At 45.1% G+C, this 13,301-nt stretch carries 17 protein-coding genes; 9 read left to right on the forward strand and 8 right to left on the reverse strand.

Translation table 11 applies throughout. The features are described from left to right. Positions 1-9: 9 nt before the first annotated feature. Both RLN88_RS10245 and hisC read left to right on the forward strand, forming a co-directional pair. Complete coding sequence (locus RLN88_RS10245; RefSeq protein WP_350221302.1) at positions 10-426, forward strand: hotdog fold thioesterase; 417 nt, start codon at positions 10-12, stop codon at positions 424-426. Between the two features lie 38 nt (positions 427-464). Next, complete coding sequence (hisC, locus tag RLN88_RS10250; RefSeq protein ID WP_350221303.1) at positions 465-1,553, forward strand: histidinol-phosphate transaminase; 1,089 nt, start codon at positions 465-467, stop codon at positions 1,551-1,553. 53 nt (positions 1,554-1,606) lie between these two features. On the opposite strand, the gene RLN88_RS10255 is transcribed toward hisC, so the two are convergent. After that, positions 1,607-2,287 (reverse strand): Crp/Fnr family transcriptional regulator, encoded by a 681-nt coding sequence (locus RLN88_RS10255; RefSeq protein ID WP_350221304.1) that lies wholly within the window; start codon positions 2,285-2,287, stop codon positions 1,607-1,609. Between the two features lie 77 nt (positions 2,288-2,364). On the opposite strand from RLN88_RS10255, the gene RLN88_RS10260 reads away from it, so the two are divergent. From RLN88_RS10260 to RLN88_RS10270, 3 genes are read left to right on the forward strand one after another with little or no spacing between them, the layout of a single operon-like run. After that, a complete protein-coding gene (locus RLN88_RS10260; protein WP_350221305.1) occupies positions 2,365-2,901 on the forward strand; it encodes a CopD family protein in 537 nt (178 codons plus the stop codon). After that, positions 2,898-3,515, forward strand: a complete 618-nt coding sequence (locus RLN88_RS10265; RefSeq protein WP_350221306.1) for an SCO family protein — start codon at positions 2,898-2,900, stop codon at positions 3,513-3,515. The genes RLN88_RS10260 and RLN88_RS10265 overlap by 4 nt, the downstream gene beginning before the upstream one ends. Then, on the forward strand, positions 3,505-3,963 hold the full coding sequence (locus RLN88_RS10270) for a c-type cytochrome (protein ID WP_350221307.1): 459 nt from the start codon (positions 3,505-3,507) through the stop codon (positions 3,961-3,963). The genes RLN88_RS10265 and RLN88_RS10270 overlap by 11 nt, the downstream gene beginning before the upstream one ends. Positions 3,964-4,197: 234 nt before the next feature. Here the strand turns inward: RLN88_RS10270 and RLN88_RS10275 are convergent, their stop codons facing one another. The 6 genes from RLN88_RS10275 to RLN88_RS10300 are packed head-to-tail and all read right to left on the reverse strand — an operon-like array spanning position 4,198 to position 7,736. After that, positions 4,198-4,440: a hypothetical protein gene (locus RLN88_RS10275; RefSeq protein WP_350221308.1), complete on the reverse strand. Its 243-nt coding sequence runs from the start codon at positions 4,438-4,440 to the stop codon at positions 4,198-4,200. An 11-nt stretch (positions 4,441-4,451) separates the two neighbouring features. Further along, positions 4,452-4,853, reverse strand: a complete 402-nt coding sequence (locus RLN88_RS10280) for a hypothetical protein (protein ID WP_350221309.1) — start codon at positions 4,851-4,853, stop codon at positions 4,452-4,454. A gap of 51 nt (positions 4,854-4,904) precedes the next feature. Continuing rightward, the gene (locus RLN88_RS10285) at positions 4,905-5,342 is read right to left on the reverse strand and encodes a hypothetical protein (protein WP_350221310.1); all 438 of its coding nucleotides are present in this window, start codon (positions 5,340-5,342) and stop codon (positions 4,905-4,907) included. Between the two features lie 2 nt (positions 5,343-5,344). Continuing rightward, a complete protein-coding gene (locus RLN88_RS10290; protein ID WP_350221311.1) occupies positions 5,345-6,589 on the reverse strand; it encodes an ABC transporter permease in 1,245 nt (414 codons plus the stop codon). Beyond that, entirely contained in the window at positions 6,586-7,212 is a 627-nt protein-coding gene (locus RLN88_RS10295; RefSeq protein ID WP_350221312.1) for an ABC transporter ATP-binding protein, read from the reverse strand. The genes RLN88_RS10290 and RLN88_RS10295 overlap by 4 nt, the downstream gene beginning before the upstream one ends. Further along, the gene (locus RLN88_RS10300) at positions 7,212-7,736 is read right to left on the reverse strand and encodes a DinB family protein (RefSeq protein WP_350221313.1); all 525 of its coding nucleotides are present in this window, start codon (positions 7,734-7,736) and stop codon (positions 7,212-7,214) included. The genes RLN88_RS10295 and RLN88_RS10300 overlap by 1 nt, the downstream gene beginning before the upstream one ends. 260 nt (positions 7,737-7,996) lie before the next feature. Here RLN88_RS10300 and RLN88_RS10305 point away from each other — a divergent pair, with 260 nt between their 5' ends. The 4 genes from RLN88_RS10305 (at position 7,997) to acs (ending at position 12,629) form a co-directional block, all read left to right on the forward strand. Beyond that, positions 7,997-9,262: a cation:proton antiporter gene (locus RLN88_RS10305; RefSeq protein WP_350221314.1), complete on the forward strand. Its 1,266-nt coding sequence runs from the start codon at positions 7,997-7,999 to the stop codon at positions 9,260-9,262. A 34-nt stretch (positions 9,263-9,296) separates the two neighbouring features. Continuing rightward, on the forward strand, positions 9,297-10,361 hold the full coding sequence (locus tag RLN88_RS10310; protein WP_350221315.1) for a glutaminyl-peptide cyclotransferase: 1,065 nt from the start codon (positions 9,297-9,299) through the stop codon (positions 10,359-10,361). Continuing rightward, entirely contained in the window at positions 10,361-10,657 is a 297-nt protein-coding gene (locus RLN88_RS10315; RefSeq protein ID WP_350221316.1) for an SCP2 sterol-binding domain-containing protein, read from the forward strand. Before RLN88_RS10310 ends, RLN88_RS10315 begins: the two co-directional genes overlap by 1 nt. 70 nt (positions 10,658-10,727) lie before the next feature. Further along, complete coding sequence (gene acs, locus RLN88_RS10320; RefSeq protein WP_350221317.1) at positions 10,728-12,629, forward strand: acetate--CoA ligase; 1,902 nt, start codon at positions 10,728-10,730, stop codon at positions 12,627-12,629. 2 nt (positions 12,630-12,631) lie between these two features. On the opposite strand, the gene RLN88_RS10325 is transcribed toward acs, so the two are convergent. Next, positions 12,632-13,300, reverse strand: coding sequence for a phosphatase PAP2 family protein (locus RLN88_RS10325; RefSeq protein WP_350221318.1), 669 nt, complete (start codon positions 13,298-13,300; stop codon positions 12,632-12,634). Position 13,301 lies beyond the last annotated feature (1 nt).

Raw genomic sequence — 13,301 nt, forward strand, 5'->3', positions numbered from 1 at the left:
GAATTGAAAATGCAAACCAAACCCGAAAAAATAGTCGCCGAAATGATGGCCAACGACTCCTTCAGTCAGTGGCTCGGAGTAGAAGTGCTCGACGTGCGGGAAGGCTATGCCAAGATCAAAATGACCGTACGGGAAGAAATGCTTAACGGCCACCGTGTCACTCATGGAGGCATCTCGTTTTCATTGGCAGATTCCGCTTTTGCATTTGCGTCGAACTCTCACGGACAAAAAGCAGTTTCCATTGAAACATCTATCAACCACATCAAACCTGTATTCGATGGAGACGAACTTATTGCCACCGCAGAGAAAGAAAGCATCTCCAAAAGCCTGGGCCAGTATATTGTGCGCGTTACACGAAACAATGAACTTGTAGGACTGTTTAAAGGAGTGGTCTTCAGAAAAAGTGAGGAATGGGAAGTGGGTTGAAAACTTGAAACTTGTGACTAGCAACTAGAGACTTTTACATGAACATCCAAATACCCGATAACATAGCCGCCATCAAAAGCTACCAGCCCGGCAAGACCATCCCCCAATTGCAGGAAGAATACGGCTGGGACAAAGTAGCCATCCTGTGGAACAACGAAAACACGCTCGGCTACTCCCCAAAATCTAAGGAAGCCGTGATCAAGGCCTATGAGTCTATCAACTACTACCCTGACCCACTCAGCGTAGATCTCAGAAGCCACCTCGCAAAAAAATTCAACAAGAAGCAGGAGCAGATCATCATGGGCAATGGCTCAGAATCTGTGCTCATGCTCGCCATCCGCGCGCTCTGCTCCGGTGAAGACGAGTTCCTCACCTCTGAGGGAGGCTTTGTCATCATCTACAACTGGGCCCGGATCAACAATGTGCGGTGCGTTTCCATGCCCATGACCGAAAACTACGGGTTCGACCTGGAAGCTATCAAAAGCAGGATCAACCGTAACACCAAGGTGATCTACCTTGCCAACATCAACAATCCCACCGGCACCATGATCTCCGGTGCGGAGCTGGAGAGCTTCATGCAGCATGTGCCCGATCATATCCTCGTGATCGTGGATGAGGCCTACTTCGAATACTCCGAGGCACTCCACCCCGACTTCCCCAATTCGCTGGAGATGGACTACCCCAACCTGCTCACGCTGCGCACCTTCAGCAAGGCGTATGGCATAGCAGGTGTGCGATTGGGCTTTGCTGTAGGTCATGAAAAGATCATCGCCTCCATGATGAAGGCCAAGCTCACTTTTGAGCCTACCGCACTGGCGCAAGCAGCAGGTATAGGTGCGCTCAACGATAAGGAGTTCCTGAAAAAAACCATCGACAACAACACCAAAGGGCTGAAATACTTCTACAAGGAATTAGATCGGCTCGGCATCAGCTACGTACCCTCCTATGGCAATTTTGTGATGACCGTCTGGAAAAACAAAGAAGAAGTCATGCGCATCTTCGACGGCTTGATGAAGCAGGGTGTGCTCGTGCGCCCGCTTATGCCTCCACTGGAGCACTGCATCCGTATCTCTGTGGGTAGACCGGAAGAAAACGAGCACTGCATCGAGGCGTTAGAGGAACGATAAATAGAAAGCATTCTCCTTAAGGGAATACAGTTGGGCTATATAATATCCAAAAACTAGGCCAATTTTTCCAAATCCCGGATCAGGATTCTTCGTCGATCGAAGGTGATCAGGTTCTTCTCCCTAAGTTCGTTCATAACAGTGGTCACGGTCTGACGGGAGGTGCCTGTGAGCGAAGCGATATCCTTGTGTGTCAGATGGTTTTTGATCATCATCTCAAAGCCCACTTTCTGGCCTTTTTCTTCTGCCATTTCTCTCAAAAACTCCACAATACGGGTACGGGCATCTTTAAAAACCAGTGACTCGATCTTTCGCTCCATTTTGCGTAAGCGGAAACCTACAATTTTCAGGATTTTGAAGCTCAGCTCCTTATTATCCAGCATCAGGTTTTGCAGGTCTTCAATCGTCATGGCGCACACGCGGGTATCATTGTCCATCGCCTGGGCAAAGTCTTGCCTTTTTTCCTCCCCTGCCAGCGCCATCTCACCAAAGATCTCCCCACGGGTAAGGATTGCTTTTACGATCTCCTTTCCGTCAGGTGCATACGTTCCAATCTTCACCCTGCCATTGGAAACCATGTAGATATTCTCTGAAGACTGGTCTTTGAAGTAGATGAAATCATCTTTCTTGTATACCCCCGGGACGTGCTTATCCTCCATGTATGGAGTCTTCTTTGGGCACAAAACCTCAAACAGGTCCGTATCCTCAAAATACCATAGATTTCTTTCGGCGCTCATAATCTTTTGATAAAGGGATTTGAAGCAAATTTGCAACAACCACGGGTTAACAACAATTATAACTAAAAAGCTCCCGAATGGATTATTTATATCTCAAAGCTCTTCACATCATCTTCGTCGTAACCTGGTTTGCAGGGCTGTTTTACATCGTTCGGCTATTCATCTACCACACTGAGGCGCTGGAAAAACCAGAACCAGATCGAACTATTCTTTCCAATCAGATGGCAGAGATGAGCAAAAAGCTTTGGTATATCATTACCTGGCCATCCGCGGCAATCACCGTTATACTAGGAACCTCCCTTTTGATCAGCCAACCGGCCTGGCTCAAGATGCCTTTCATGCATGTGAAGTTGGGGTTTGTGGTTTTGCTAATCCTCTATCACCTGGGATGTCATGGCATATATCTGCAGCTGCAAAAAGGAAAAGCAAAGTATTCTTCGATGCAACTCAGGGTCTTCAATGAGGCTGCTACATTAATTCTTTTCGCAGTAGTTTTCCTGATTGTACTGAAAAATGAACTGAGCTGGATATGGGGCACGATGGGACTTATTAGCTTTGCAATCGTGTTGATGATAGCAGTGAAACTGTATAAACGAATCCGAGCTAAGAAATGAAAAAAATCCTTCTTCCATTGATCATCCTGATCGCTTGTGATCAGCAGAGTTCCTCTGAGAAACTGCCATATCTGGGTAATACCATTTTTGAAGAAAATGACACCATCTATCACACCATCCAGAATTTTCAGCTGGTGGATCAGGATAGCAGCATAGTTACCAATGAGACGTTTGCCGGTCAGGTCTACGTTGCTGACTTTTTCTTTACTTCCTGCCCTACCATCTGTCCGAAGATGAAAGCTCAGATGCTGCGAGTATATAACAAATTCAAAGACAATCCGGAGGTGGCTATCCTCTCGCACACCATTGACCCTACCTATGATACGGTGGCACTTTTGAAAGATTATTCTGAGCGACTGGGTGTGAGCTCAGACAAGTGGAAGTTTGTGACCGGAGATCAGGATTACATTTATGACCTGGCGGAAAAAAGCTACATGTCCATTGCCGATGAAGACGAAGATGCACCGGGAGGCTATATCCACTCAGGAGCGTTCCTGCTTGTGGACAAAGAGCGACGAATCAGAGGCGTATACGATGGAACTGTGCCGGAGCAAGTAGATGTGATGATGAATGATATTGAGCGACTGCTAAAAGAATATTCGAATGAGAAATAAGATACTAGTTCTAATCCTTGGGATCATTTCCATAGCATGCGGAGGATCAGGAGAGAAAAAAGAAGGAAGTACTGATTCAGGCATGTCCTCCCGTGATGAAATACGCCTGCAGCAATACCGTGTGGAAGGAGCAAAGATCTATGCGACCTACTGTGCCAACTGCCACCAGCAGGATGGAAAAGGACTGGCTTCACTATATCCTCCATTGGCTAGCTCTGACTATCTACTGGAAAACCTGCCAAGAGCAGCGTGCATCATCAAAAACGGGCAAAGCAAAGAGATCGTGGTGAATGGGGTAACCTACAACCAGATGATGCCTGGTAATCCAATTACCAATCTGGAGATCGCTGAAGTACTTACTTTCATTGGAAATGCCTGGGGCAATGAAGCTGGACTGATAGGCGTGAAGGATGTAGATAAGTGGCTGGGAGAGTGTGAGGAGGAGTAAGTCACTGACTCAAACTATCAAGAACCTGTTTCAGCGAATCCCTTTTGAACCTTAGGTTTGATAAAGAGTCCTGTTGAGCTAAGTAAATCGAATCTGCTTTATCATTCAATTCGACATAATCCTCCTCAATTTGAATGATTTTGTGCCTAGTAAATTTCAATTCTTCACTGTTTAAAAAAATCATCATGGAAAGAATGAAAATGATGATTATGACTATAATGTTTTTAGCAAGTCTCATTTCACTTTCCTAAGAGATTCGATCTGTTTAATTGTTTCAGAATTCTCCTTTTTCAAAATTCTTATAGAATCTGAATTTACCCGAACTAATGAATCTACAAACAATTTGAATTCAGCTACTAATTCTGTACCTCCTTGCAAGCCAGCCACTTCCAGTTCTAACTCCTTCTTGGTTTTAAAGAAATACCAAAGAAGACTTCCAATGAAAACAGCAATTAAAAAGCTCCTGAATATCTTCACCAACAAAGCATTTAATTTCCCAAAACCTCTCTCCCTTTAGCTACTGACCCTAGCATATCTTCCTTTACTTTCTGGATAGACTCCTTTTGTCCCTGCAGGTATTGCATCACTTCCTCATTCGTGCCTTCAAACTCCGGTTCGAAGTTTCTCATCCACTGCATCATGCTTTCATTGGCCTCTCCAATGTTATCAGCAGCAGTGGTAAGTATAGCCGCTCTTACAGAGTCAGATTCCATCAGGGAGTCCGCTTGTAGCATCAATTGCTTTCTTACATTTCTGAGTTCCCCCATTTTAGGCATCACCTCATCGTGGATGCTCATCACCTCGTCTTTCAGGGTTTGCAATTCTTCTTTTTTGCCAGGGCCACAGGCCGCAAAAAGGATGATTGTGATTAGTGTTGTTAGATTTTTCATGTAGTAAAAATAATTCATCCTTACCCCCTAGCCCCCTCAAGGGGTAAGGTTTTAATCGATTTTTACTTCAGCGTCTTTCAGGATATACATCAGTTGGTCATAGTCCGTATCATTCAGCTCCAGCCGTCCGATCACGGTCACAGGCTTGGCGGTATATTTCACTTCCGTTTTCAGGTATGCCTCTGCTACCGTCTCCGGTCCGCTTCCCCCACAGAAAAAACATGCAGCAATGGGCAGGGAAGAAATGATGATGTGCTTTGGCTCAAACATCCCCTCAAAAGGAATGATGAACCCTTTAAGTGAAACCGTCTTTCCGTTCATTTTTTGCACATCGTCCCCAAACTTAGGTACGTAAATCTCACCGTATTCATCCTGGGATTTTTCATACTTCACATCGGCTAATGTCTCCCAGTTTTTACTGGAATCATCAAATTGTGCCCAGGAGATCAGTGAGAAAAGAACCAGAAAAGAAAAAGTGATTTGCTTCATAATTATGCCTTTGAGAGCGTTTCCGAAATATCTGACTTATACGCAAGAAATGCCGGAATGATGGAGGCAAAAATACCGACTGACAAACTTCCCAGCATCACGTAGTACTCATCCGTCACAAAAAACATTCCATCCGATTGAATTTGTTCCATTGTAGCGGTCAGAACCATGAAGCCAACATGGGCCATCAGGAATCCAAAAAAGCTTCCAATGATGGTCAATACAATTCCTTCTGTGAGAATCAAAGAAAAGATTTTTAGCTGACTTGCCCCCATCGATCGCATGATGGCCAGCTCATACTTTCGCTCCTTCAGTGAGTTGATCAATGCAATGAAAACACTGGTTGCACTTAGTACAATGATCACCAGCCCGAGCATATTCACTACATCTACCCCCACTCCAATGATGTTGAAAAGTCGTGCAGTTTCGTAAGGTGGTGAAGCAGCTTGAAGGTTGCTGGTACCATTCACAATCCGTGGTAGCTGCACAGCCGCCATGGGCGAACGGTACGTTAGGAGCAGTGAGGTAATGTCTTCATTTTCCAGCTGCTCTTTGGTCACTTCCAGGTTCAGCCTTTCCAGTTGCATCCTATCATGATGATCACCTCCTTCCTCGTGATCGTGCGCTTCATGCCCGGCATGTACCTCCCACACACTTTGCACCGACACCAGAATCAGCTGATCCATCACCGAGCCGGTTGGCTCCATTATGCCAACCACCGTAAATGGATGCTCCTCATGTCCACTTGCTCCCTCAGCTAGTCCATGCGCACTGGCAAGCTTATCACCTACTTTGATTTCTAGGTTTTTTGCGATGGTTGCTCCGACTGTAGCAGTCATCTCACCACCAAACCATGCTCCTTCTGCAAGTGTCGCTTCATAAAGGTCAGCATAGTCCTGAGTTGTCCCCACAATGCGATATCCCTGATAGCTGTCGCCTAGAGACAATGGAATGGCTGATTTCACCAGTCTGTTTCGAGTAAGATTGTTTGCATCCTGAAGGGAGATGTTTCCGGTTGGGAAGTCGATGTGAAAAATACTGGCCAGAATGATCTGTAGCGGGCTTCCTTTGGCTCCAACCACCAAATCGATCCCCTGTGCATTTTTGTTGATCTCATTTTTCAGGAAGGTGCTGGTGAGCAAAATCGCTACAATGATGGCCACTCCAAACCCAAACAGCAGCACACTTAGCAATGAACTCAGTGGCTTGGCAAACACATTTTTAATGCTCAGTGAAAACAGGTTCATAGGCTTAGCTGGTTTTGAAATTCGCTTTTCACGCGATGATCGTGGGTGGCCACAATGAGTGTTGCCCCGGTTTCTTCAGCTTGAGATCTAAGTAGGTCAATCACTTTCATGCAATTTTCGTCATCCAGACTGGCAGTCGGCTCATCGGCTAGCAGCAATTTTGGGGAGTTCACCACCGCCCTGGCAATCGATACTCGCTGCGCCTGTCCCTGACTGATTTGATGCACTTTGCGATTAGCCAGCTCACTGATCCCCAGATGCTCTATTACTTCATTGACTCGCTTTGAGCCCTGCTCTTTCTTACCTAAATATTGAGCCAGCAACAAGTTTTCCCTGACAGTAAGCGATTTTACCAGGTGAGGCTTTTGAAAAACAATGCCAATATTCTCCCCCCGAAACTTGTCCAGTTTTGCGCTCGACTTTTTTGCCAGATCCTCTCCCTCAATCTCCAGATGCCCGGCGGAAGGTTGCATTAATCCACCAATCAGATGCAGCAAAGTGGTTTTGCCACATCCGGAGTTTCCCAGAATCAGCGCGTGATTTCCCTTTTCCACTTCCCAGTCCGGGTAGCTGATCTCAGCCTGTCCATCGTAGGAATATTTCAATCCGTGTATTTGAAGCATTAAAGTCCCAGTTGTTTTTTGATTCGATTGATTTGGTGCACATGATGAATCTGATGATATATGAAAGAATCAACTGCACGCTCCAGATTTTGTCTGCCCCCCATCGGATGCTTGTAGACCAGCCGGTTGAGCCATTGCTCAGGATACTCATCTGCAAACTGCTGAATAGCTTTTCTGGTTTCCGCCCATTTCGATTTAATTTCATCAAGCCGGTACGTTGGTGGGTTGGAGATATATGAGGGTGCTCCCCACTTCAATGAGCTTTTCAGTGCTTGATTAGTTAGCCACATTCTAATAGCATTCCCAGCACTCGTTTTCTGCATTTTATCTCCTGCCTGCACCTTCTTCTGCATATACTTTAGTGAAGCAGTTTCTGCATCATTCAAGTGAGCAAAGACTTGAACAATACTCCATCCATAGCTTTGGTCCTGAAGTTTTTCCTCCGAAATCCCTACAAGTGAGGTGAAAATTCTTTCGGTATCTTCATTTAGTCTTTTTAGCTTATTGTTAATTGCGAATTTCACCAATGCTCATTTTTTGTGAGAAAATATAAAAAAAGTTATCTTCGTTCCTGTAAATCAGCCTTTTATAAAGGTATAACCCACCATAATGATCCCTTAAACAAGGATCGGAGCTTAAAGAAGCACCAAATTATAAACTATCTGTTCAATCGCATGGTGAATTCCTGCGATTAAGCACTTTCACTCACGGACTTGTACGAATTGTTTATACTATTAATTTTTAAAATTAATATTGTGTTTAATCACCTTTAAATTACACGGAAGTGAGTATTCTCGACATTATCGCCTTATTTATCTTCCTTTCAGGAGCGTTTATTTTCATAAACACCTTTTACCTGAAGCTGCCATCGTCCATTGGTTTGATGATTATGGCACTCGTGCTTTCAGTAATTGTATACCTGGTGGGCTCGTTTTTCCCGGAGTTGCACCTGGCAGAGCATGTGAAGGAATACGAGTTTGAGGAAGTACTCTACCAGATCGTATTGAGCTTTATGCTCTTTTCAGGCGCTTTAAACATTGATTTTAGAAAATTGAGTAGCCAAAGGGGCTCGGTGCTGGTACTTGCAATTGTTGGTGTCCTCATTTCCACTTTTGTAGTAGGTACTGGCGTCTATTTCATGCTGGATGCCATGAGCATTCATTTAGACTATTTGTACTGTCTTGTGTTTGGGGCACTCATTTCGCCTACAGACCCCATTGCTGTCACAGCTACAATTAAGCGGTTTAACCTTTCAAAGGAACTGGAAATCAAAATTGCTGGTGAATCGCTTTTCAATGATGGGATTGCAGTAGTATTGGCTTTAACCCTTCTGGATATCGCCCATGCGGGTGAAGATCATACACTTACGGCTTTCGAAACAGCCTATATCGTGATTGCTGATATCGGAGGCGGAATTTTCATTGGCCTTTTGCTTGGCTACATTGGCTATCGCCTTTTGAAATATGTAGATAATGACGCGGTTGAGGTAGAAGTTTTGATCACACTGGCATTGGTACTGGTAGGTTCGCAGCTTGCTGATTTCATTCACGTCTCGGCAAAGCAGGCGGCTGTCGTTATGGGTCTGGTAGTAGGTAACGAAGGGAAGAGTATGCATGTGTCCAGCGCAACGGGGGATTATGTTTTTAAGTTTTGGAAGCTGCTGGAAGAGACTTTCAGTGCGATGCTCTTTGTACTTATTGGGCTGGAAATGCTCATACTTGATCTAAGGTTAGATTTTATTGCCGCAGGTTTCTTTGCCATCTGTATTGTTCTTTTTGGGAGGTGGACCAGCGTTTTCATCCCTATCAAGATGATGTCTGTCAAAAATCATTTCGCCCCCAACACCATCTCGGTATTGACCTGGGGAGCAATGAGAGGTGGATTACCAATTGCACTTTCACTTTCGCTGACTGATTTTCAGGGCAAAGATGTTATAGTCACCATGACATACATTGTAGTGGTATGCTCAGTACTGTACCAGGGATTGACCGTGCCTATACTGATGCGATCAGCAGGAGGAAGTCCTAAGACAGATTCCCCGGATCATTAATTCAAATAGGAAGCATTCTTGCTAATTTTAGGCTATGATTCGACTTAGCTATGCATTACTGTTTCTTCTTATTTTGGCCGGATGTGGCGATGGGAAGGAAGAATCTCAGAAAAATACATCCCCACGGATACGGAAAGCCACCAGTATTTCCAGCCCTACCCAGAACCAGTCATACGTGAGAGGTGCAATGATAGATATAGAAGTGTCTTCCGAGGAGGACTTCTCAGTGGATTCTGTTCAGGTTTCGGTTGGAGATGTGACGACCACCTTCAATTCATCTTCCTTCAAAGTAGAAATCCCTACCAGAAAGGTGGGCACATGGAGACTTTTGATCAAAGTGTATGATGGAGAAAACTCCGAGACGCATTACAGAAATATCATCATCCTTCCGGAAAATGGGCCCGAAGAGTTGACATATACTATCAAAAATACCTATCCACACGATACAGAGGATTACACCCAGGGGCTTATCATCAAAGATGGATTTCTTTATGAAAGCACCGGACAAAGGGGAAAATCAACGTTTAAAAAGAAAAATCTGACAACTGGCGAAACATTGAAGGTCATAAATCTTGCTTCCAATCTTTTTGGCGAGGGGCTGGCGCTAATCAATGAGGAGTTTTACCAACTCACATGGACTTCCGGTCAGGGGTTTGTCTACAATGCAGAGATGGAGCAAGTCAGGACGTTTAACTATCAGGTTCAGGGATGGGGCCTGGCCACTTTGGGAAATGAGCTGGTACTCACAGACGAGACGGAAAAACTGTATTTTGTGGAGCCAAAAAGCTTTACCATTCAGCGTGAAATTGAAGCATATGATCACAAGGGGAAAGTGGATGCCCTGAATGAACTTGAAGTCATCGACGGTCTCATCTATGCTAATGTCTATCAAGAGGATTTCATTGTGGTAATTGACCCGGAAACAGGTGAGGTGCTACAAAAAATTGACTTTGCAGGTATACTCACTGAGGAAGAATATCAAAGTGCAGATGTCCTGAATGGCATTGCGCAGGATCCTGAAACGGGTCGTATTTACGTCACCGGAAAATGGTGGCCAAAACTATTTGAAGTAACTTTTCAACCAAAAACTTTACAATAATGACTTTAGAGGAAATCACAGGAAAAATTCAGAAACTCGCAGATAAACACAGCGGACAATTTCAAGGCAAGGCCAATTTCATCTTTGATGAGGGCATAGTCCATCTGGATGATACTGTTTCCCCGACTGTGGTGGTCAATGAAGAAAGAGACGCACCCTTCTCTATTAAAATGTCAGCGGACAATTTCAACAAAATCCTTTCTGGTGATCTGAACGTGATGATGGCCTTCATGACAGGAAAGTTGAAGATTGAAGGAGATAAAAGCGCAGCAATGAAGCTGACTGCTTTATTCTGATAAGCGGAAATTTTCGTTCTCGTTTTAATCTACAAATAGGTTCCTTACCTTTTAGGTACAATTGGGGACTATGAGTCATAAAATACAAACACTATCAGGATACATTCACGAATATCAGAAGAGCGTGCTTCAGCCCGAAGAGTTCTGGTCCAGAATCGCAGATTCCTTTCACTGGAAAAAGCCATGGACCAAGGCACTGGAATGGAACTTTGAAGGACCGGATATCAAATGGTTTTTGAATGGCAAACTGAATATCACGGAGAACATCCTGGACAGACACCTCTTCACCAAAGGGGACGATCCCGCGATCATCTGGGAGCCCAATGAACCCGGAGATGAGCACAAAATAATCAGCTATCGGGAGCTTTATGAGATGACCTGCCAGTTTTCCAATGCCCTGGTAGCCAATGGCATAAAAAAAGGTGATCGTGTCATTATCTACATGCCGATGGTAGTGGAAGCGGTAGTGGCCATGCTGGCCTGCGCCAGAGTAGGGGCGGTTCACTCCGTGGTGTTTGCAGGATTCTCCTCCTCCTCCCTTGCTGACCGGATCGAAGATTGCCAGGCAAAAATGGTATTGACTTCCGACGGGAACTTCAGAGGCAGCAAGCAAATCCCGGTAAAAGAAGTGGTGGATGAGGCATTGGAGAAAACCTCTTCTGTAGAAAAGGTCATAGTGTACAAGCGAACCGGAGATGAAGTGACTATGAAAGCCGGAAGAGACATCTGGTGGCATGACGCCATTGAAGGTCAATCCACAGATTTCAAGGCGGTAGAGATGGATTCTGAAGATATGCTCTTCATCCTCTATACTTCCGGTTCTACCGGCAAGCCAAAAGGGGTAGTCCATACCTGCGGCGGTTACATGGTTTACACCTATTACTCTTTTATAAATGTGTTCCAATATTCCCAGGGGGATGTTTACTGGTGTACTGCCGATGTAGGCTGGATCACTGGTCACTCATACATCGTCTATGGGCCTCTGCTTGCCGGGGCAACCACCCTGATGTTTGAAGGTGTGCCTACTTATCCAAATGCCGGAAGGTTCTGGGAGGTTGTAGATAAATACAAAGTGAATCAATTCTACACCGCTCCCACTGCGATCCGTGCATTGCAGGCTTTTGGCCTGGAGCCATTGGAACCATACTCGCTGGAATCCTTGAAAGTAATAGGGTCGGTAGGTGAGCCAATCAACGAAGAAGCATGGCACTGGTACCATGATCATATCGGTAAAGGGAAATGCCCATTGGTAGATACCTGGTGGCAAACAGAAACAGGTGGAATCATGATCTCGGCACTTGCAGGTATTACTCCGAACAAACCCGCACACGCCTCACTTCCTCTCCCCGGCATTCAGCCTGTGATTGTAGATGCCGACGGTAAAGAACTTCATGGAAATAATGTGGAAGGAAATCTCTGTGTGAAATTTCCATGGCCTGCCATGCTTCGCACCACCTATGGTGATCATGAGCGATGCAGACAGACCTATTTCTCTACGTACAAGGGTTTGTATTTTACAGGTGATGGAGCAAAACGCGACCATGACGGTTACCTCCGAATCCTTGGACGGGTGGATGATGTGATCAACGTTTCCGGCCACCGCATGGGAACAGCCGAGGTAGAAAATGCCATCAACGAGCACCCGAAAGTGGTGGAATCTGCTGTGGTGGGTTATCCTCACGATGTGAAAGGCCAGGGCATCTACGCATATGTGATCTGCGACATGGAAGGCCGAACCGAAGAAAACCTGAAAAAGGAAATAAAAGATACCGTTCGAAAAATCATCGGGCCGATAGCCACGCCGGATGAAGTACAGATCGTACCCGGATTACCAAAAACCAGGTCAGGAAAAATCATGCGTCGAATCTTGCGAAAAGTAGCTAGCAAGGATATTTCCAATATGGGCGATACTTCTACGCTGCTCAACCCGGAGGTAGTGGATCAAATCATAGAAGGGGCGGGAATTAAGTAGTCTTAATCCTTCAAATCCATTTCGGCCAGGTCTTCATCAGGAGTCTTCTTTTCAGAAGCCAATTCTTTGTTGAGGTATTTCTCAAAAATCATATAAAAGGATGTGGCAAGGATGATCCCGCACAAAGAGCCCGCCATGGTGTCAATCAAAAAATGCTGAGCGAGGTAGATCCTTGAGAGGGCTGTTAAAGTGGCTCCTACGAGCAGCAACAGTGAGAGATTATTGCTTTGCAGCATCAATGCTAGGAAAGTGGCCAGGCCAAAAGCACCCATCGAATGACCGGAGGGAAAAGAGCTGGTACTTAGCATTTCCACACCATCAACCAGGTTTAAAAGTTCTTTCTCAAAATAAACTGAAGGTCTGGGTGTACCAGGAAAAAGCATCTGCTTGAAAAATTTATCGGCTACAAGTATGGTGATCCCCACCATGGAGAGTACCAAACCAAACCTTCGCTTTATCACGAGCAGTAAGACTGCAATCACAACAAAAAATCCTGTGCTGCCCGTGTACGTCCAGTACTTGAAAAAGAAATCCCAAACCGGATTATGCAAGCCACCCAGCCAGAGCACAAAATCTCCATGGCTCTGATAGAAATAAAAAATCATGGATAGCCCAAAAAGACACAGGTATGGAATGAAAAAGAGGCTGGTATTTTTCAGGCGGTCAATCATA

Source organism: Ekhidna sp. (assembly GCF_040223195.1).
Classification (GTDB): domain Bacteria; phylum Bacteroidota; class Bacteroidia; order Cytophagales; family Cyclobacteriaceae; genus Ekhidna.

What these genes read in the sequence shown, in the direction of transcription:
- RLN88_RS10245 (WP_350221302.1), top strand. Translation starts at nt 10, where the DNA reads ATGCAAACCAAACCCGAAAAAATAGTCGCCGAAATGATGGCCAACGAC.
- RLN88_RS10285 (WP_350221310.1), bottom strand. Translation starts at nt 5,342, where the DNA reads ATGAAGCAAATCACTTTTTCTTTTCTGGTTCTTTTCTCACTGATCTCC.
- RLN88_RS10265 (WP_350221306.1), top strand. Translation starts at nt 2,898, where the DNA reads ATGAAAAAAATCCTTCTTCCATTGATCATCCTGATCGCTTGTGATCAG.
- RLN88_RS10260 (WP_350221305.1), top strand. Translation starts at nt 2,365, where the DNA reads ATGGATTATTTATATCTCAAAGCTCTTCACATCATCTTCGTCGTAACC.
- RLN88_RS10290 (WP_350221311.1), bottom strand. Translation starts at nt 6,589, where the DNA reads ATGAACCTGTTTTCACTGAGCATTAAAAATGTGTTTGCCAAGCCACTG.
- hisC (WP_350221303.1), top strand. Translation starts at nt 465, where the DNA reads ATGAACATCCAAATACCCGATAACATAGCCGCCATCAAAAGCTACCAG.
- RLN88_RS10295 (WP_350221312.1), bottom strand. Translation starts at nt 7,212, where the DNA reads ATGCTTCAAATACACGGATTGAAATATTCCTACGATGGACAGGCTGAG.
- RLN88_RS10270 (WP_350221307.1), top strand. Translation starts at nt 3,505, where the DNA reads ATGAGAAATAAGATACTAGTTCTAATCCTTGGGATCATTTCCATAGCA.
- RLN88_RS10325 (WP_350221318.1), bottom strand. Translation starts at nt 13,300, where the DNA reads ATGATTGACCGCCTGAAAAATACCAGCCTCTTTTTCATTCCATACCTG.
- RLN88_RS10310 (WP_350221315.1), top strand. Translation starts at nt 9,297, where the DNA reads ATGATTCGACTTAGCTATGCATTACTGTTTCTTCTTATTTTGGCCGGA.
- RLN88_RS10280 (WP_350221309.1), bottom strand. Translation starts at nt 4,853, where the DNA reads ATGAAAAATCTAACAACACTAATCACAATCATCCTTTTTGCGGCCTGT.
- RLN88_RS10315 (WP_350221316.1), top strand. Translation starts at nt 10,361, where the DNA reads ATGACTTTAGAGGAAATCACAGGAAAAATTCAGAAACTCGCAGATAAA.
- RLN88_RS10255 (WP_350221304.1), bottom strand. Translation starts at nt 2,287, where the DNA reads ATGAGCGCCGAAAGAAATCTATGGTATTTTGAGGATACGGACCTGTTT.
- acs (WP_350221317.1), top strand. Translation starts at nt 10,728, where the DNA reads ATGAGTCATAAAATACAAACACTATCAGGATACATTCACGAATATCAG.